General features: G+C 37.9%; 19 protein-coding genes, 1 rRNA gene and 1 other annotated feature. Of the genes, 4 read left to right on the top strand and 16 right to left on the bottom strand.

Translation table 11 applies throughout. The features are described from left to right. Positions 1–4: 4 nt before the first annotated feature. The 4 genes from AC4E8C_RS12815 to AC4E8C_RS12800 form a co-directional block, all read right to left on the bottom strand. Positions 5–1,279, bottom strand: coding sequence for an FtsW/RodA/SpoVE family cell cycle protein (locus AC4E8C_RS12815; protein ID WP_490207076.1), 1,275 nt, complete (start codon positions 1,277–1,279; stop codon positions 5–7). Positions 1,280–1,284: 5 nt separating this feature from the next. Next, entirely contained in the window at positions 1,285–1,692 is a 408-nt protein-coding gene (locus tag AC4E8C_RS12810) for a PadR family transcriptional regulator (RefSeq protein WP_490207075.1), read from the bottom strand. A 3-nt stretch (positions 1,693–1,695) separates the two neighbouring features. Continuing rightward, positions 1,696–2,229: a sigma-70 family RNA polymerase sigma factor gene (locus AC4E8C_RS12805; protein WP_490207074.1), complete on the bottom strand. Its 534-nt coding sequence runs from the start codon at positions 2,227–2,229 to the stop codon at positions 1,696–1,698. A gap of 122 nt (positions 2,230–2,351) precedes the next feature. After that, positions 2,352–2,753 (bottom strand): SET domain-containing protein, encoded by a 402-nt coding sequence (locus AC4E8C_RS12800; protein ID WP_490207073.1) that lies wholly within the window; start codon positions 2,751–2,753, stop codon positions 2,352–2,354. Positions 2,754–2,953: 200 nt separating this feature from the next. Here AC4E8C_RS12800 and AC4E8C_RS12795 point away from each other — a divergent pair, with 200 nt between their 5' ends. Beyond that, positions 2,954–3,355: a hypothetical protein gene (locus tag AC4E8C_RS12795; RefSeq protein ID WP_490207072.1), complete on the top strand. Its 402-nt coding sequence runs from the start codon at positions 2,954–2,956 to the stop codon at positions 3,353–3,355. Positions 3,356–3,488: 133 nt separating this feature from the next. Continuing rightward, positions 3,489–4,379, top strand: a complete 891-nt coding sequence (locus AC4E8C_RS12790) for an alpha/beta hydrolase (protein ID WP_490207071.1) — start codon at positions 3,489–3,491, stop codon at positions 4,377–4,379. A 2-nt stretch (positions 4,380–4,381) separates the two neighbouring features. Here AC4E8C_RS12790 and AC4E8C_RS12785 read toward each other — a convergent pair whose 3' ends face one another. The 4 genes from AC4E8C_RS12785 to ilvA all read right to left on the bottom strand — a co-directional run bounded on the left by AC4E8C_RS12785 (position 4,382) and on the right by ilvA (position 8,157). Continuing rightward, positions 4,382–4,780 (bottom strand): hypothetical protein, encoded by a 399-nt coding sequence (locus AC4E8C_RS12785; protein ID WP_490207070.1) that lies wholly within the window; start codon positions 4,778–4,780, stop codon positions 4,382–4,384. A 198-nt stretch (positions 4,781–4,978) separates the two neighbouring features. Then, positions 4,979–5,494 carry a YbaK/EbsC family protein gene (locus AC4E8C_RS12780; protein ID WP_490207069.1) on the bottom strand — a complete coding sequence of 172 codons (516 nt, stop codon included), beginning with the start codon at positions 5,492–5,494 and terminating at the stop codon, positions 4,979–4,981. Between the two features lie 393 nt (positions 5,495–5,887). Further along, positions 5,888–6,613: a YebC/PmpR family DNA-binding transcriptional regulator gene (locus AC4E8C_RS12775; protein ID WP_490207068.1), complete on the bottom strand. Its 726-nt coding sequence runs from the start codon at positions 6,611–6,613 to the stop codon at positions 5,888–5,890. A 278-nt stretch (positions 6,614–6,891) separates the two neighbouring features. Continuing rightward, positions 6,892–8,157 carry a threonine ammonia-lyase IlvA gene (gene ilvA, locus AC4E8C_RS12770; RefSeq protein WP_490207067.1) on the bottom strand — a complete coding sequence of 422 codons (1,266 nt, stop codon included), beginning with the start codon at positions 8,155–8,157 and terminating at the stop codon, positions 6,892–6,894. An 85-nt stretch (positions 8,158–8,242) separates the two neighbouring features. Then, positions 8,243–8,487 (bottom strand) — a binding site (T-box leader). 266 nt (positions 8,488–8,753) lie between these two features. On the opposite strand from ilvA, the gene AC4E8C_RS12765 reads away from it, so the two are divergent. Beyond that, positions 8,754–9,272, top strand: a complete 519-nt coding sequence (locus tag AC4E8C_RS12765; protein ID WP_490207066.1) for a gamma carbonic anhydrase family protein — start codon at positions 8,754–8,756, stop codon at positions 9,270–9,272. A gap of 94 nt (positions 9,273–9,366) precedes the next feature. Here AC4E8C_RS12765 and AC4E8C_RS12760 read toward each other — a convergent pair whose 3' ends face one another. From AC4E8C_RS12760 to AC4E8C_RS12740, 5 genes are all read right to left on the bottom strand, one after another. Continuing rightward, positions 9,367–10,695, bottom strand: a complete 1,329-nt coding sequence (locus tag AC4E8C_RS12760) for an MDR family MFS transporter (RefSeq protein WP_490207065.1) — start codon at positions 10,693–10,695, stop codon at positions 9,367–9,369. Between the two features lie 150 nt (positions 10,696–10,845). Beyond that, positions 10,846–12,585 carry a SpoIID/LytB domain-containing protein gene (locus AC4E8C_RS12755; RefSeq protein ID WP_490207064.1) on the bottom strand — a complete coding sequence of 580 codons (1,740 nt, stop codon included), beginning with the start codon at positions 12,583–12,585 and terminating at the stop codon, positions 10,846–10,848. Positions 12,586–12,689: 104 nt separating this feature from the next. Beyond that, positions 12,690–13,934: an ATP-binding protein gene (locus tag AC4E8C_RS12750; protein ID WP_490207063.1), complete on the bottom strand. Its 1,245-nt coding sequence runs from the start codon at positions 13,932–13,934 to the stop codon at positions 12,690–12,692. Between the two features lie 149 nt (positions 13,935–14,083). Next, entirely contained in the window at positions 14,084–14,962 is an 879-nt protein-coding gene (locus tag AC4E8C_RS12745) for a proline iminopeptidase-family hydrolase (RefSeq protein WP_490207062.1), read from the bottom strand. Between the two features lie 168 nt (positions 14,963–15,130). Further along, complete coding sequence (locus tag AC4E8C_RS12740) at positions 15,131–15,418, bottom strand: hypothetical protein (RefSeq protein ID WP_490207061.1); 288 nt, start codon at positions 15,416–15,418, stop codon at positions 15,131–15,133. 180 nt (positions 15,419–15,598) lie between these two features. Here AC4E8C_RS12740 and AC4E8C_RS12735 point away from each other — a divergent pair, with 180 nt between their 5' ends. Continuing rightward, positions 15,599–15,742, top strand: coding sequence for a hypothetical protein (locus tag AC4E8C_RS12735; protein ID WP_490207060.1), 144 nt, complete (start codon positions 15,599–15,601; stop codon positions 15,740–15,742). A 115-nt stretch (positions 15,743–15,857) separates the two neighbouring features. Here the strand turns inward: AC4E8C_RS12735 and AC4E8C_RS12730 are convergent, their stop codons facing one another. From AC4E8C_RS12730 to rrf, 3 genes are all read right to left on the bottom strand, one after another. Beyond that, a complete protein-coding gene (locus tag AC4E8C_RS12730) occupies positions 15,858–16,979 on the bottom strand; it encodes an NADH-dependent flavin oxidoreductase (protein ID WP_490207059.1) in 1,122 nt (373 codons plus the stop codon). Positions 16,980–17,247: 268 nt separating this feature from the next. Next, positions 17,248–17,388: a hypothetical protein gene (locus tag AC4E8C_RS12725; protein WP_490207058.1), complete on the bottom strand. Its 141-nt coding sequence runs from the start codon at positions 17,386–17,388 to the stop codon at positions 17,248–17,250. 510 nt (positions 17,389–17,898) lie between these two features. Then, positions 17,899–18,015: ribosomal RNA gene (gene rrf / locus AC4E8C_RS12720) — 5S ribosomal RNA — on the bottom strand. Positions 18,016–18,080: the final 65 nt, after the last annotated feature.

Below are 18,080 nucleotides of genomic sequence, written 5' to 3'. Positions count from 1 at the left end.
AGCATCAAATATTACGTGTAGAGATCAAATCTTTACGACGAAAAACACTTAACACGCTCCCAATTAAAAAGGCATTAAACAGGGTTGGCATTAAGCCATAACTAATGAAAGGAAGTGACATCGAAATCATTGGAAATAAACCCAAAATCATTCCGATATTTATTACGAATTGCACCGTATAAAGTGAAATGGCACCGATCAAGAGAAGTTTTCCATATGAATCCTTTACTTTGAAAGTAACGGTTATCATTCGGGCCACAAATAAAGCCAATATAAGAACGAGTGCAATGGCAAAAAGCCAACCGTAATAATAGGTGAAACTGACAAAAACAAAATTAGTATGGGCTTCTGGGATAAATTCCTTTTTTATAGAGGCGCCAAACCAGCCTGCCTTTGACAGTAATTCTCTAACACGCAAAATAATATAACCCTCTTGATCTGCATAGCTTTCTGGGTTAAAAAAGGCCAGCAATCTTACTTTTTGATAATCTTGTAGAATTTGCCATGTGACAAAGCAAATTGCTGCAGATACAAAGGCTGATACGCTCCAAATGGTTACTACAGCCTTTTGAGTGAATTTACTTCCAATCAGCATGACAAATACCATCACCACATAAATTACGGTGGTTGATTTAGTGGGCAACGAGATAAATAAGAGGATTGGAATCGAAAACAAGAGGATAAACTGCCATACCCTTAGTCTCTCATTATCTAACATGGCCGCCCATGCCAGATAAAAGAAAGGTACCGCCATTAAACTTTCAATTGTAAGCATTGAAATTCTTAAAGTAGGAAGGCCATTGATCATTGTATTTGAAAAAAACTGTAACAATAATAAAATGATAATGCCGATTGAATAAAACAGCCACCCTTGTTTCTTCCATTTTCGATAGTCCATTAGCATCAATCCAATGGCGGCTGCACCACCTAATAGTGTAATGATGATTTTATTATAGGCTATAAAATTACCTTCCTCCATATACCCAAGTGAGAACAAAGGTAAAAAACCGATAATCAAAGTCGTTCCTAACAAGGACAGTAACAGCCAATCAATCTTTGGCTTATGAAGCTTATTCATTTGTTTTCCAAGTTGGATTGGACTCCCCATTTGCTCAATCGCTTTTTCCTCAGCTTGCTCTTCTGTTAATCCTTTCTCCAACCACGTCGTCTTTGATTCTTTTAAATGGTAACTTAATTCATCAGCTATGTATTTCTTAGCTTCTTTGGAAGAAATCTGATTAGTTACCTCATTTAAAAAAGTATGGTTATTCTTGGCCACCTAGTTCACCCCATTAGTAATTCTTTTAATATAAATGATCTATTTTTCTTTTGTTTTACTGCTTTTTTCAATAATTTGCTTCCTTTATCCGTTATACGGTAATTTTTAATTTCTGTTTCATTCCAATAGGCTTGGATCCATTGATTTTGTTCCAGCTTGTGTAACAGGATGTAGATGGATCCTTCATTGTCTTCGAATTTTTTTATCCCTCTTGCTCGCAATAAGTTGGCTAACTCAAAACCCGTTTTTTCATGAACAAGAAGATGCAGGATGGCTAAAAGAATATCTTCTTCCTTTTCATCTTGCTTGGATATCTTCTCACGAATCTCCTTTTGATGCTGCTCCGTAAAGTTTAACTGAGAAAAAGTAGTTCGATCCATCGATTTCTTTAGATTCTTTAGACGTTCTTCCATGTACTATCCCTCCAATCGCTCTTTGAGTAATTCTTTTCCGCGCTTCAGCCTAGTTTTTACGGTATTATTTCCCGTATCTGTCACAGTTGCAATTTCTTTAATGGGTAATTCCTCATAATAAAAGAGATAAATGACTTCCCGATATTTAATGGGCAGCTCCATAATCGCTGAAATCAACTCATCATCCGCTTCTTTTTGGATGACTGCCTGCTCAACCATTTCTTTTTGTGTTTTGTTTGCATCCAGTTCTACATCGGACATGACCACATTCCTGTTATACCAACTTTTTAAATAATCTTTACAATGGTTAATAGCAATTCTCCACAACCATGTTCGCAGCTTTGATTTTCCCGTGTATGTATGAAGAGATTTGTAACATTTGATAAAAATATCTTGGGTCAAGTCCTCCGCAATATCTTTATTTTTCACATAAGAATAAACGAGCTGTAAGATATCTTGGCCATAACTTGTCATAATTTCATCGATCAAAGCTTCCCTATCATCTGTTTTTATTGTTTCTATCGTAATATCCCCCACGTCTTTCCCTCCTTGCTATAACTTAGACGAATCAACACATTAGGAAGTTTTTATTTTTTTATATTTCATAAAAAAAAGGACAGTGAAAGCAGAATAACTGCTTCATCTATCCTGTTGGTCATTTAATCATGGTCTGTCTCTGTTTCTTTATCCTTATTAAACCAAAGCGGTTCATTATCATCGACTTCACCATTATAATTGATGAGAATTTCTTCCCCTGCTTTGATATCCCGATAAGCATAGAAGTCAAACGTATGATTAGGAAAATTTATTTCATAAATCGCATTGGGCTGATAGGAGTGATTAAAGAGCATTCCGTATCCCAAAAGCAACGCCGTATGGTTTATTCCATATTCAAATGCATAATCTGCCAAAAGTGTCTTCTCGATATGAACATGCTCCTCATTAGGATAAGGAATAACGGGTGCCTCATGAATGAGTTCCCCTTTTGCAATATCTTGTGTGGCAAATACACCTCTATTTAATTCCCCATCGCTGAGCTTAGAAGTTTTTACTTCAATCATATTAATCACCTATAAATTTCTTTCCAAAGAAGTTTTTATTCATTACTAAGCTTGCCATGATACAGACAAGAAAGCAACCTATTTTCACGAATTGGTGCCTGACACCATTTAGTAGTTATTGGTAGTGTTAATTCCGAACTGGTTATAATTTTTCTTTGGTGAACATAAAATGGAATATACGTTCGTAAGGAGGCGGGGATATGGGTAACAATGAGTCCTTGATAACAGGTGAGATGCTAGTCAGGTATTACGAGCTAAATAAACAGAAGAAAGAAATTGAATGGGAGATGAATCAATTAAAGGATCATTTCCAAACTTATTTTAATAAATTAGTAGGTTCCAATCATAAAGGAGAAATAACGATTAGCGGTTACAAGCTGCAACGGCAAATACGAAAAACAGAAAAATATAATGAGGAGGAAACCATTAAAAGATTGGAAGAAATGAGGATGCATGATCTTATTTTGAAGGTCAAAAAACCGGATGATAGTAAAATTAAAGCTGCACTTGAACTAGGCTTATTAAATCCAAATCAATTAGAAGGCTGTATTACAACCTCTTATTCCCCTGCTATTTCAGTAAAACCCCTAACACCAAGATAGATAAAAGTAGCCCTAACCCACATCGAAACAAAAGATGTGGGTTTATTTTTTAGATGTTGGAGGAGTTTTTAATAATATAGAGAAATAGTATGTTGTAGACGCTTTCATTCTAATTTGAAAGGGGAACTTTAGCATGGCCAGTCAAGAAAGTTTATTTGTAAGAGAGTTTTTAAAAGCAGCAAAAACAAGCCAAACAGCAGATGCAGATATTGAAGCTGCACGTCAAGGATTGGAGGCCCTTTCTGGTTTAACCCCGGTTAATCCGGATATCACCGTTGAAAAAACAAGCATTGCGGGAATTCCAGCGGAATGGGTTTCTGCACCAAATGTAATTGAGGGCCGGGTGCTTCTCTATCTTCATGGCGGTGCCTACATAATGGGGAGCTGCAATACACATCGCTATTTGGCTTCCAAATTATCTCGTTCTACCAAAGCTCGGGTATTAGTCCCTGAATACCGTCTTGCCCCTGAACATCCATATCCGGCCGCAATTGAGGATGCAGTCAAAGTATACCACTGGTTACTTTCTTCCGGATATGCGCCGGAAAATATTGTCATTGGCGGTGATTCAGCAGGAGGCGGTCTAACCTTGGCAACACTGTTAACATTGCGAGATGAAGGTGAGCGCTTGCCTGCACTGGCCGTCCTTCTATCTCCATGGACAGATATGGAAGGTTCAGGAGAATCCGTGGAAACCCGTGCAGATGCCGATCCTTGGTTATCAGCTGAAGCGATGCGCTTTACACCAGCTTTGTATATTCGTGACCTGGATCCTCGTCATCCGCTCGTTTCTCCAATTCATGCCGACTTAACTGGGCTGCCAGCCATGTTAGTTCATGTTGGAAATGATGAGATTTTACTGGATGATTCAGTACGGCTGGTTGAACGGGCCCGTGCCGCAGGAGTCGATGTCAGCTTTAAGGTTTGGGATGACATGTGGCATGTATTCCAAACCTTTGCCATACCTGAGGGACAACTATCAATTGATGAAATTGGAGAATTTGTTGTTAATCGGTTGAAGTAGTTTCATAAAATGGAATCATTGTTGGAGAGCTTGGAAGTACCAAGCTCTTCTTTGTCGTCTTCCCCTAATACATCATTCCGATTTTTTAGAATAAAACAGTTTCCATCTTCTGCAAAATATAAATATTCCCCTTGCTCGACATTAAAATGGACATTTTTTTTATCATAGATTAACTTCTTGACCTTAACAAATTGGTCGACTAATTCATGTGTTGGGTCAAATATGATCTTGTTATTACCATTCGTGGTAACAAAGCCTCTTGGTTCGTTTCTTCGTTTTGGTTTTACTTCAGTTGCCCACGTCCCGTTAAGTAGAACGGTTTCAGCCGTGACCCTCGACTTTCTGGTTTGAATTGACCATGTCTTTCGACAATTACATCGATGTATTTTGAATTTCACCATTTTGATTCCTTCTTTCCCTGATGATCTGGCTTGAAAAATTCAAAATAAGATTATTGTAATTGTATTATCAATTTGACCAAATTATTAGTAGGAGACTACCACTAGAAAGGCAGTTCAATCTCGATAGTGGAGAAAATTTGATGGGATGAAAAAAATGAAGTGGAATCACTCTAAAATGATTCCACTTCATTTTAATATTTACGCCTCAATAGATTGACCTTCATGAACGGGCTCTTCGTCTTCTTTCCAACCTTTACATACATCTACCCATTCTCTAGCAAAAGAGTATTGATATAGTTCTTCTTTCGTTAACTCAATCGCAGAGTTTGTACTGCCGCAGGCTGGGAATAGAGTTTCAAACCGATTCATGGAGACATCAAGATAAACGTCAAGGTCATTTCTCAATCCAAAGGGACAAACACCGCCGATGGCATGCCCTGTTTGTTCTAGCACTTCAACTGGTGAGAGCATCCGTGCCTTGAAGCCGAATTGTTGACGGAACTTTTTGTTGTCAATTTTTGCATCTCCAGCAGCAACAATTAGGATAGCCTTTTCCTCAGCTCCTCTGAAGGATAATGTCTTTGCAATTCGAGCAGGACTAACGCCGATCGTTTCCGCAGCCTGTTCCACCGTTGCACTAGACGTTTCAAACTCCATTACATCTACCTCACGATTCCATTTTTTAAAATGGGCTTTAACACTCTCTATTGACACCTTATTCATCCTTTCATTATGTATAATTATAAATAATAACATACGTTAAAGGGATAAAGCGAAAAGAAGGCTTAAAATGTGATAATCCCTATATTAAACCTAAGGCTTTGTTATTATGAGAATTCATAAGCGGAGAATTTCCGGCTAATGTATGTAGAGAAAGCATAAAAAGCAGATATAAACGGAGATATTCCGATTAACTGCTCAAAATAAGACAAAATCTAAGGATCGGGATAATATAAACGGAAAAACTTCCTTTGTTCTAGCGGAATTGGGGAATTTCCCAAATTAGACGGAATTTTACCGTTTATTTTTCAAACACATTGAATTTAACTTCAGTTATAACAGAGCCTAAACTAAAAAAAGCAGACCATCTCTGGTCTGCCCTTCTTATTATTCTTCTTCCCCAAGATCTACGTTGTGGTAAATTCGTTGCACGTCTTCTAAATCCTCTAGGACATCAATCATTTTTTCAAATTTGGCTAAGGATTCACCATCAAGCGTAATTTCATTTTGTGGAAGCATCGTTAGTTCTGCTACCGTAAATTCTGTAATCCCCGCTTGTTTGAAGGCTTCCTGAACGGCATGGAATTGGTCTGGCTCGGCATACACAATAACCGTTTCATCTTCTTCAATAATATCTCGAACATCCACATCTGCTTCCATTAAGAGTTCAAGGACGTCGTCAGAAGACTTCCCTTCTATGCCGATAACAGCTGTAGCATCAAACATATAAGCAACAGATCCGCTTACCCCCATGTTTCCACCGTTTTTGCCAAACGCAGCACGAACATCTGATGCGGTACGGTTGACGTTATTTGTCAGCGCATCGACAATAACCATGGATCCATTAGGTCCAAAACCTTCATAACGAAGCTCAGTGTAGCTTTCCTCAGATCCACCTTTTGCTTTTTCAATCGCACGGTCAATAATATGTCTTGGGACATTGTATGTTTTTGCACGCTCAAGAACAAATTTTAATGCCTGGTTGGATTCTGGATTTGGATCTCCTTGTTTTGCAGCAACATAAATTTCTACCCCAAATTTAGCGTAAATACGGCTTGTATTGGCATCCTTTGAAGCTTTCTTTTCTTTAATATTGTTCCATTTACGTCCCATTCTGAACACTCTCTTTCCACTTTGAATCTTACCAAAAACATTATGATGAAAAATGGATTCCTTAAATACTTTCTCAATATAACATTTTGGATTCTGTCCGTTTTCTGATAACTAAAGACAGCATAATTAAATAAGCTGTCTTCTGCACAAATATTATTATACATTAAATGTGTCATTTGTTAAGTATTCAAATAGGTAAAAAAGCACGAAGTTGTTCAATTATCCTAATTTTTTCTATAAAAAAGACCATTCCACCTAGCATGGAAGGTCTTTTCACCTTATACAAGCATTTGAAAAAGTGTGCTGTCTTTATTGACTTCCCTGTGTAAAAAGCCCTTGGCCTTGATTCTTTCTATTAATGGATAGTAATCTTCTTTATCCTTTAATTCAATCCCAACCAATGCTGGTCCTGTTTCCCGATTATTCTTTTTCGTATATTCAAAATGGCTGATATCATCATTTGGACCAAGAACATCAAAGAGGAATTCTCGTAACGCTCCTGGGCGCTGTGGGAATTGAACAATGAAATAATGCTGCAGCCCTTCATAAAGCTTAGAGCGCTCTTTAATTTCCTGCATCCGTCCGATATCATTGTTCCCGCCGCTAATGACACAAACGACTGTTTTTCCCTTAATTTCTTCGGCATAGGTATCTAAGGCTGCGACAGAGAGGGCACCAGTTGGCTCAACCACAATCGCATTTTCATTATAAAGGGATAAAAGCGTCGTACAAACCTTTCCTTCAGGAACGACAATAATATCGTCAACAATTTCTTTACAAATAGTAAAAGTTTTCGATCCGACTGTTTTAACAGCAGCCCCATCAACGAATGGATCAATTTCTTGTAAAGAGGTCACTTCCCCTTTTAAAATCGATTCCCTCATGCCAGGTGCTCCCTGCGGTTCAACGCCGATTAAATGCGTTTGTGGTGAGTAGTGGCGCAAATAAGTGCCAACGCCTGCTAAGAGTCCGCCCCCGCCAATCGCAGCGAAGAGGTAATCAATTTTTTCAGGGCAATCATTCAGTAGTTCAACAGCAACTGTTCCTTGGCCGGCAATGACATCGTAATCATCAAAGGGGTGGATAAATGTCCGATTTTCAGCTTGGCAGCATTCCATTGCCTTTTCATAAGCATCATCAAAGGTATCTCCCACAAGAACAATTTCGACACTCTCTTTACCCCAAAATTTAACCTGATTGACTTTTTGCTTTGGTGTTGTACTTGGCATAAAGATCTTTCCATGAATATCAAGGAGATGACAAGAATAGGCAACACCCTGCGCATGATTCCCAGCGCTTGCGCAGATAATACCATTCTTTAGCTCTTCCTCATTCAACTTTTTGATTCGGTTATAAGCCCCGCGAATCTTAAAGGAACGAACGCTTTGTAAATCCTCTCTTTTTAAATAAACACGACAGTCATATCGTTCAGACAATAATTGATTGTACTGCAGTGGAGTTGGTGAAATGACATCTTTTATGGTATGACTGGCAATGATGATATCCTCCACATTAAACGCTTTTTTTTCTACTTGTTGACTCATTTTCACGTTCCTCCCATTTCTCATTTCAATTTTACATTTTTACAATTTTAAAGTTTAATAAACACAAAAAACCCGTCCCTATGGTTATAGGGACGAGTTAACTCGCGATACCACCCTACTTCCGCACCTAAATCACAGCTGCGGCTCTCGATCAACGTACTATATGCTTGTACGTGTTCCATGTTAACGGCGGACTGTCCGGTATAGCTTACTTTAGGTTCAGCCATACATCTCGGAGATGATTTTCAGATCTTCATGTTATCGACTCCCACCAACCGTCGACTCTCTATGAAACAACGAACATCTTACTCTTCTCGTCATCAATTCATATCAATTTTAGATAAGGTTACCACCGAAAAATTTAGCTGTCAATATTTTTTGACTATTTTAACTTTTATGTCAATTTTAAAGCGCTTACATGGTGCCTGACACCATTCTTACTATTTCGACCTACCTTTTCATGTTATTACTTTATGTGGACTTTTTATTCCTACTATTTTCCCAAAATGGATTTTCTATTATTGGCTTCGTAGTTTCTAATGATATAATTATACTAAAATTTAAATTATTCTATTAATAAAAGGAGAGATTTTATTGTGAAGATCCCATACAATGGTAAATCACCGATAGTCCATGAATCTGTTTTCGTTGCCCCGGGTGCCTATTTAATTGGTGATGTCCAAATTGGAGAAGGCTCCTCTGTTTGGTTCAATGCTGTACTGCGTGCAGATGACGGAGCAATTGTGATTGGAGAAAGATGCAGTATTCAAGATAATTCCACCATCCATTTATATGAAGGGTTTCCGGTATTGATTGAAGACGATGTTACCATTGGTCATAATGTTATTTTACATGGATGTAAGGTCGGAAAAGGCTCCATCATCGGAATGGGTTCCACCCTATTAGATAATGTGGAAGTTGGTGAGGATTGCATTGTGGGTGCAAATACACTGCTTGCAGGCGGAATAAAGATTCCCCCACGATCACTTGTATTAGGTTCCCCAGGGAAAGTGGTCCGAGAATTATCAGAAAAAGATATACAAATGCTGAGAATGTCAAGTGAGCACTATGTACAAAAGGGAAAAGAGTTTAAAGAAATACTCAAGACAAATTAACGCACAAATTCAGCCTCCCTTATGGTCAGAGAGGCTGATTCTTTTTATTTTACTGTTTACATAATAAATTTATATTTCAATAAACCATCTCAACCTAATCTTTCTTACCTAATGCTTGTGATTTGGATGGAATTAAAAAGCTTAACACAATCGTAACTAGACTCATGCACAAGGCATAAAGAAATACGTTCCTAATCCCGACACCAATACCTGCTGACACATTAATGAGCAGTCCCATAATGGTCACCCCAATGGAGGTCCCGATATTTCTTAAAAAGATATGCAATGACGTCGACATCCCTTTGATATGAGGCTCAGCAAATTCTTGAGAGGCAATCGTTCCAACCGCAAACAATAAGCCAAAAGCAGCCCCTTGGAGCATTAATATCAGAAACAACCACCAATATGAAATATCGTTAATAAATAAATATAATCCCAACCCTGATATGGTAGTAAGCAAACTGCCGAGGATAAATAAAATTTTATAGCCAAATCGTAGAATCCAATTTCCTGCAGGGATACTTCCAAACATCCAGCCGCCTGCAATACTTAATAGGATCAAGCCACTTTTATAAATACTCATATGATTGCCTTCTTGTAGAAACAACGGAATAAAGTTAGAGGTTCCATAAAACGCTAAACAATAAAATAACATAAATAAATTCGTCATAAGGATACCTTTATTTTTAAACAATGAGACCGGTAGGAATGGCTCCGACTCTTTCCTCTCAACAAAAAGAAATAAAAGTAAACTAAAACAACCAATTAGAATAAACCATAATGGGTGACTGACATTGGTTGATAATAACAAAAGTGTAATAGCTATTCCAAATAAGAAAAATCCTTTGTAATCAATAAACATTTTTCTAAATTGTGTTTTCTCTTGGTAAGGTATCAAGCATAGTACGGTCGCAATACCGATCGGGATATTAATAAAGAAGATCCATCTCCATGTAAGAGCTTCTACAAAAAATGAACCTAAGACAGGACCCACAATGGAAGCAAGGGCCCAGATGGTGCTAAACGCAGCTTGGATTTTGCCGCGTTGTTCAATCGAAAACAAATCTCCTACGATAATCATCGAAAGCGGAATCATCCCGCCGGCCCCTAGACCCTGAATTCCTCTATAAACAATCAGCATCTCCATTGAATTGGCGATTCCACACAGAATCGACCCTGCCGTAAATAAGCCCACCGCGATCATTAATAACTTTTTCCTGCCATACATATCAGATAATTTACCGTATAGTGGCACGGTAACCGTACTGGCTAGCATATAGACTACAAAAATCCAGGCAAACAAATCCATTCCGCCTAGTTGCTTTACAATGGTTGGACTGGCCGTCTGCATAATATTGGCATCCAAGGCTGAAATCAACGTTGTAATGACAAGACCCCAAAATACATATCTATTTTTTTCCATAGTATCCTCCTGATGCTGGCTTCCTTTTTTTAACAGCCTTAATTTCACATAAATACTATTATAGCAAAATATTTTATAAATCTTTATCTTTATTTAAAAATGGGTATTTACTTGAACAAAAAACCCCAACACATTTGTTGGGGTTAATCATTAATGAATCCAATATCCACTTGAATGAAATTGGTACCATTTTCCTTGAATCAATTGCCGATTGGTCAACATTGCACCACTCGATGACAAGTAATACCATTTCCCTTTATCTTGAATCCAGCCTGTTGCCATAGCACCAGATGAGGTTAAGTAGTACCAGCGGCTGCCGTCCTTTAACCAGCCTGTTGCCATAGCACCAGATGAGGTTAAGTAATACCAGCGGCTTCCATCCTTTAACCAGCCTGTTGCCATGACACCATTTGATTTCAAGAAGTACCACTTCCCGCCAACTTTTTGCCAGCCTGTAAGCATGACACCATTCTGGTTTAAGTAATACCATTGATTGGCATCCTTTAGCCAGCCTGTTGCCTTTGAGCCATCAGCTTTAACAAATTCCCACTTCCCATTAACTTGAATCCACCCTTGCTGCTTTACGGTCGGATAAGTAACTGAAACAGATGATTCATACACTTTATCGATAGAAATCCCAGTATAATAAAATTTTAAAATATCCTGATAGCTCTTACCTGCTTTAGCCATGTTTTGAGCACCCCATTGACTCATGCCGACACCATGGCCATCACCAACACCTGTAACACGTATGAGATCATTATCCGTTTTTATTTCATTCACTAAATAACTTAACATAACACGATTCCCGATTATCGTGCGAAGTTTCGCTCCACTAATATCGGATAGGGAAATTCGTTGAGGTACTAGGTTGCCCTCATTGTCTAGGATATCTTTTACTAAAAAATCTATCGTTATGCTTCCTTTGGAAACACGACCGCCAGTGCCTGCATCTTGAAGAGAAAATTGTGGAATGGCTAGGATTTTTAGCTCTTTGTTTGCATAACCGTTCGTATTTACCCACATTTTAATATTAGCAGCAATCGTTGGGTCTGCTTCTTTGACTAATGACCACCATTCAGAAGGATTGGATAAATTCTTGTCAGTTACATCAATTTGTGTTTTATGAAAGGAAAAGCTCCAAACGGGTTTTGGATCATAGGGGTCTTTTTGAATGATCAAATAAGGTACCGGTGCTGAACCCCACGCATTTGCATTACTTTCGGTCAATCCACCGTTGCTCGCAGAATAAAGGGCATCAATTAAACGACCATTGTATCTGGCCACTAAACCACTTGTATCATCTACTGCCTTTGTTGTATTAGGAGTCCAGATATATCCTCCATACACTTGGTAATTTGTCGTATCATCAATCATATCCCGATTCAAATAACTCATTGCATAGGTCCTTGCTGCTACTGCTTGTGTTTTTAAGGCTTCAATATTCCAAGAAGGATACATTTCAATGGGGACAACACCTTTTAAGTAGTCCTCCATTTGTACCAAATTGACTGGACGGATATAATTGTTTTCTACTCTAAACTCAAAGCTTCCTAAATAGGGTCTTTCATTAATAATAAGCTGTCCATTTTTTTGCACCGGTCTAATTGAAAAAACATCAAATGTTCTTAAAAAAATACCATCTTTATATAATGAAAGATTTTTGTTTTCTAATTTTAGTAGATACGTATAATCAGACTGTAAGACTTGTTTAGAATCACTAGTTACAAAATCACCCACTGGTTTGATGGTAATTTCAGATTTATTTCCTAAATAGTTTACTAGTTTCACTTTAACAATTGGCTCTGGCTCCTGTGCATGGCCATACAGAATTGGAAGGTAAGCAATAAATAATAAAATAACCACGGCAGATAGCAGAATTTTTTTCAAGCTAATTCATCCCTCCGAAATCTTTTACTAATGATTCATTACTAAATAATCATATAGTACTAGATCGATAGAGAACAATAGTTTATTATTTCCATATAACAAACTCAATTATAAATTGTTTCTTTTTTTAACAATGGCTGTGTAATGGTTGGTAAAATAATATCAATTTTCGTTCCTTGATTAATAATACTCTTAATCGATAATGTGCCTTTATGGCTTTCAATAATTTTATAACAGGTCATTAGACCTAGTCCTGTACCTTTTTCCTTCGTCGTGTAAAACGGTTCTCCGAGTGTTGAAATCCTTTCTTGGGGGATGCCTACTCCTTGATCAATAATCTGGATGGATATTTCTCCTTCTCCTCTTCTCTTCCCTTTCACATTAATGGTACCGCCTTGAGGCATAGCCTCTATTGCATTTTTAAGAAGATTTAAAAAAACCTGCTTCAATTGGTTTTTTTCACAACTGATACTCGGCAAATCTTGGTCAACGTCTACGACAATTTCAACACTATTTAATATAGACTGTGTGCCCATTAAGGTCACAACATCCCTTAAGAGTTCTTTTACATCCTGTTCCAGAAAAACCACTGCCGTCGGTTTAGATAGGACAAGAAATTCTCCAACAATGGCATTGATCCGCTCAAGCTCCGAAAGAACAATATCAAAGTATTCGTCTTTTTGCTGATTAGCCTTAAATAACTGAATGAATCCTTTAATCGAGGTAAGGGGATTTCGAATTTCATGAGCGATGCCAGCTGCCATTTGACCTAGCATGGCCAGCTTTTCTGACTTTTGTACTAATAATTCTGTTTGTTCTTTTCTAGCTGTAATGTCCTTTCCGATGGACAATACGGCCTCTTTCCCTCCAAAAACGATCGACAAGGAAGAAACTTCAAAAAAGAACGTAGAACCATCTAAACGTTTTGCTTTGTACTCAATCGTATTTACGGGACGCTTCTCTTTTTTTATTTGTCTAAATCGTTCCAGTAATCTTTCCTTATACTCCAGAGCAATAAAATCCAATATATACCTGCCGATTAAACTTTCTTTATTCGTCGAACCAATCATATTAGCAGCCGCATTATTTACATATAGAAACTTATGATTATGTGTAATATAAACCGGTTCAGGAAGTGAGTCTATTAAGACCTTGTAGCTTTCTTCGCTTGCACGTGCTTTTTTTTCATAATATCGAGCTTTATCATATTGCCATCCGACCGCCCAGGCAATGAAAGTAAAGATAAAAAAGTCGATTGTAAAAAATGCTTGATGATGCCCCATAAGCTTTTGATAGCCCGTAAATAAAATTGAAATAAATACTAGAATAATTTGACCCAACCTGTTCATGTCGTTACCTCTTAACTGCTTATTTCAAATTTATAATAAGAAGAATATTCGCCAAAGTTTTACGTAATCCTCTATATTTCTTAATAATCTTTCATTGGTAAATTTAAAAAACAGCTTGACATAATCAAGCTGCTTTTTTTACGAATAACTTACTTAGGGGAATCTACCAAATGAAGGAAATTTCCCATTACAGTTAGATATTCCTCTGGTTCTTCTATATATGCCATATGGGCACTTTTTTCAAACACATAGAATTGTGAATGGGGGGTTACCTCACTATAATACTCTGTCGTCTCCGGTGTTGCTTCGTCAAACCGTCCGCATGTAAATAAGGTGGGACAGCTTATTTCTTTTAATTGGGATGTACAATCAAATTCTCTGAGGTTTCCGAGTACTGTAAATTCGGAAGGACCCCACATGATATTATAGATTTCAGAGTTTCGATACCCTGGAGGCCTTTGTTCCAGCCATTCAGGGTTTTTCTCTAATCTGTTTACAAAATGCTTACTAAATACTTCGATCGCTGCTTGGAATTCTTGAGAATCGGTTGTACCATTTTCCTCACTGTGTTTAATGGTTTCCTGGATATCGTGCGGTAATTTTTTAAGATTTTTCTTTTGGTCCTGCTCCCATAATGGTGCACTGAGGCATGGACTTGAAAAAATGACACTTTTCACACCACTCGGCTTGGTTAAGCAATACGCAGCGGCAAGTGTGGTTCCCCATGAGTGGCCTAGAATATGCACTTCCTCTAACTTTAATGCTTCTCGTATTTGTGCCAGTTCCTCGACGAATCGGTCGATTCTCCATAGTCGGGTGTCCGTTGGCCGCTCAGATCTCCCACATCCCAACTGGTCATATAAAATAACAGGACGATCCTTCGCAAGAGACTTAAGCACTTGTAAAGAATAACAAGAAGAACCCGGACCGCCGTGCAGCACAATAACAGGCGTCCCACCAGCAGCGCTATCATATTTTTGATACCAAACCTTTCCACCTGTTACTTCAATGTATCCCTCTTGAATCATGGCAGTCTCCCCTTTTTTCAAAATAACAATATGTACAAAAGTTGAACAATTAACTTTTAGTAAGGCAATATGTTTTTTATTTTATTAATAATAGTTCGAAAAGTCTATTAAAAAACATACAGATGCTTATCTTAAACAATAAATTTAATATAGTATACTCGTAAAGTTTTAATTAACAGATCGATCCTTTCTTTTCCCGATTAACAAGCCAATAAACCAGCAACCTCCGGCGAACAATGGATACAGAATCATAATGGCAATACCGTTACTACTATCCTTTAGACTGACCATATAAGTTAAAATCCCACTAAGGAGGACACCGGCAAAATGACCAAATCCACCATACATCATAGCGTACCGTTTCTTTCTCCATCCGATTATTCCAAATATAAGACCGATTACAACAAATAACACTACCAACAAAATGTCTTCAACTAAATAAATAAAGTCTTGCATAAAAGTTCCTCACTTACTCTCACAAAATTTCTTTCGTTACCTAGGGTACTTTAACATAGTAGACGGCAGGGTTGTTTAAATAGTTTCATGCAGCAGATTACAAACAATAAAATACCTGGGTTCTATTTTTGGTAATAAATCCTCTACCTTTTACAAAGGATAAGAATGGAGGTGAAGAAAATGAAAAAAGACTTCAACGATAACAATGGGACGAACAATGAGGAAATTATGAATAGGGTAAATCAGACTTTTGATAAGATTGCAGAGGATGTAAAAGACATGATCAATAATAATGATTCTTCGGATCAAGATCAATATTCCTAAAGCAAGCGATGGCTTTTTTTACATATGTTCCGGTCGAAGGATAATACAAGCTGCAAAGAAAAAGTCCTTCATCACATTGATGAAGGACTTTTTCTAATTGACTTAATTGTTTTTACTATTTAATACCTGGAAACCATCCAGGCGTATGAATAATCGCCTGCCATAATGGATCTGGGACCACCAGCTCTTGTTGTTTACTTTTATCGATTTCCGTTACAATTTCAGTTTCTCTTCCATCTGCTACCTTTTGAACCCAATCAGGGTCGATAATAATTTCACGTCCTAAGGCAATGAAGGGTACACCAGTTTGGATTGCTTTAACAGCTTCGTCAGCAGTTTGAATTGACCCGACGCCGATGACTGGAACCCGATCACCAACCTTTTCTTGGATTAATTCAATCCGTGAGCGCGTATCCTCTACACCACGCCTTGGTTTGGACCAAAAATCTTGTAAAGAAGCATGAAGGTAATCAAGATTTTTATCAGCAAGAGCATCAATTAATACTAATGTATCCGCCATTGTAATGCCTGGGGTTTCAGGCTCTTCTGGCGAGAATCGATAGCCAATAATAAATGGATCCTTTGTATGCTCGGCAGCTACCTTTTTAACTTCATCAACTATAGCCAAGGGAAATTTAAGGCGTTTTTCTAAACTACCACCCCATTGGTCTTCGCGTCGGTTGGAATGAGGAGAAAAAAATTGCTGAATGAGGTAGCCGTTTGCCCCATGAATCTCTACCCCATCATAACCTGCTTCAATTGCGCGACGAGTAGTTTCCCCAAAGTCCCGAATAATCGATTTTATTTCTTCCTCTGATAATTCCCTAGGGACTGGTTTTCCTTCGCCTTCAGCAGGTACTGCACTAGCACTAACCACGTCTCCATTGACTAATTCTGGTGGAACTTGACGGCCGCCGTGGAAGATTTGCAATATTGCCTTCGCACCTTGTTCTTTTATTCCTGAAGCAATTTGTCGTAAGCTAGGAATCAACTCATCCCGATCACCGCCAAACTCTCCGTGAAATCCTTTTCCATTCGGAGTGACATATGTACATGCGGTTATAACCATCCCAACTCCAGCAGACCTTCTTGCATAGTATTTCACCTCAGCGTCGGTCACAGTCCCATCCGGATTGGATGAAAAATTGGTCATTGGTGCCATCACCAAGCGGTTCTTTACTTCAACTCCATTTGAAAAATGATATGGTTCGAATAATGGTGCAAATTTTGAATCCATTTTGTTGTATCCCTCCAGCTGTTTTTATATACAAATCTTAAGTACCCTTTTTCTAGGTTTTGACCATCATAAACAGTATGATAAACCAATCATTTCTTTCCTTGCAATCAATACGATTTACTTTTCCGTTGATAACTTGACCCCATTCTTAAAAATCTTCTTTCGGTATCTTTGCAATTGTTGATGCTTACTAACAATCTCGAATCATAAAAAGCAGAATGTCATGTACATGGCATTCTGCTTTTGGTTAAAAGATTATTTTTACAGATTATTGACCTTGAGCACCATTGGGTGTCCCTCTGCGAACATGATCATCTTCAAAACCATTTTTTCTCGCTGTTTCGACCTTATCGTTTAAAAGTTTTTTTTGATCCACCTCTGATGACGGTGTGTGTTTATTTTTTGACATCAAAAATACCTCCTTTAACATCTTCATTTTCTTCCTGTTTTATTTTGCTGTTCTTTTCAAAATGATAATCATGATTTTTTTGGTAAATTTTTTGGCAAATGAGTTATCAGATTGTTTTGTACTATAGACAGGTCTATTGGACAAGTTTGGTTATTTTTCTATGTATTTGTCTAAAAGGATTGGTCTATTGAACACTTTTGGATTTTCTTTCTTTGCGTTTTGCCATATATGAGAGTTCTATCGGACGCTCTTTTGGTTTTTATATTGGGTTTTTTCCAATAGGAGGGCTCTATCGGACACTCTTTGGATTTTAACTTCGGGTTTTGTTCTATAGGAGGGCTCTATAGGACACTCATTAGGTTCTTTCTTTGCTTTTGTCCTTTAGACGAGAGTTCTGTGATTCCACCACCTTGAAATTTCTATTAGGGTAATGACTTTTACCTTTACTTGAGTGAGACTCACATATAGATGAATATAAAAAGACAACCCATTTTAGGTTGTCTTTAGTGTGCCTGGCAACGTCCTACTCTCACAGGGACGCATGTCCCAACTACCATCGGCGCTGAGAAGCTTAACTTCCGTGTTCGGTATGGGAACGGGTGTGACCTTCTCGCCTTAATTACCAGACTATTTAATTAGAGGTTCATTCCCTCAAAACTAGATAATGCAGAAGAAGTTTGTAAAACGAGTAA

This window comes from Neobacillus sp. SRL179, from assembly GCF_984799095.1.
This window is presented reverse-complemented; position numbering and strand designations above follow the sequence as displayed.

Excerpts from the sequence above, each read along its gene's own strand:
- AC4E8C_RS12730 (WP_490207059.1), bottom strand. The coding sequence starts at position 16,979 with ATGGATTCAAAATTTGCACCATTATTCGAACCATATCATTTTTCAAAT.
- AC4E8C_RS12735 (WP_490207060.1), top strand. The coding sequence starts at position 15,599 with ATGAAAAAAGACTTCAACGATAACAATGGGACGAACAATGAGGAAATT.
- AC4E8C_RS12795 (WP_490207072.1), top strand. The coding sequence starts at position 2,954 with ATGGGTAACAATGAGTCCTTGATAACAGGTGAGATGCTAGTCAGGTAT.
- AC4E8C_RS12750 (WP_490207063.1), bottom strand. The coding sequence starts at position 13,934 with ATGAACAGGTTGGGTCAAATTATTCTAGTATTTATTTCAATTTTATTT.
- AC4E8C_RS12725 (WP_490207058.1), bottom strand. The coding sequence starts at position 17,388 with ATGTCAAAAAATAAACACACACCGTCATCAGAGGTGGATCAAAAAAAA.
- AC4E8C_RS12785 (WP_490207070.1), bottom strand. The coding sequence starts at position 4,780 with ATGGTGAAATTCAAAATACATCGATGTAATTGTCGAAAGACATGGTCA.
- AC4E8C_RS12745 (WP_490207062.1), bottom strand. The coding sequence starts at position 14,962 with ATGATTCAAGAGGGATACATTGAAGTAACAGGTGGAAAGGTTTGGTAT.
- AC4E8C_RS12790 (WP_490207071.1), top strand. The coding sequence starts at position 3,489 with ATGGCCAGTCAAGAAAGTTTATTTGTAAGAGAGTTTTTAAAAGCAGCA.
- AC4E8C_RS12810 (WP_490207075.1), bottom strand. The coding sequence starts at position 1,692 with ATGGAAGAACGTCTAAAGAATCTAAAGAAATCGATGGATCGAACTACT.
- AC4E8C_RS12760 (WP_490207065.1), bottom strand. The coding sequence starts at position 10,695 with ATGGAAAAAAATAGATATGTATTTTGGGGTCTTGTCATTACAACGTTG.
- AC4E8C_RS12740 (WP_490207061.1), bottom strand. The coding sequence starts at position 15,418 with ATGCAAGACTTTATTTATTTAGTTGAAGACATTTTGTTGGTAGTGTTA.
- AC4E8C_RS12775 (WP_490207068.1), bottom strand. The coding sequence starts at position 6,613 with ATGGGACGTAAATGGAACAATATTAAAGAAAAGAAAGCTTCAAAGGAT.
- AC4E8C_RS12800 (WP_490207073.1), bottom strand. The coding sequence starts at position 2,753 with ATGATTGAAGTAAAAACTTCTAAGCTCAGCGATGGGGAATTAAATAGA.
- ilvA (WP_490207067.1), bottom strand. The coding sequence starts at position 8,157 with ATGAGTCAACAAGTAGAAAAAAAAGCGTTTAATGTGGAGGATATCATC.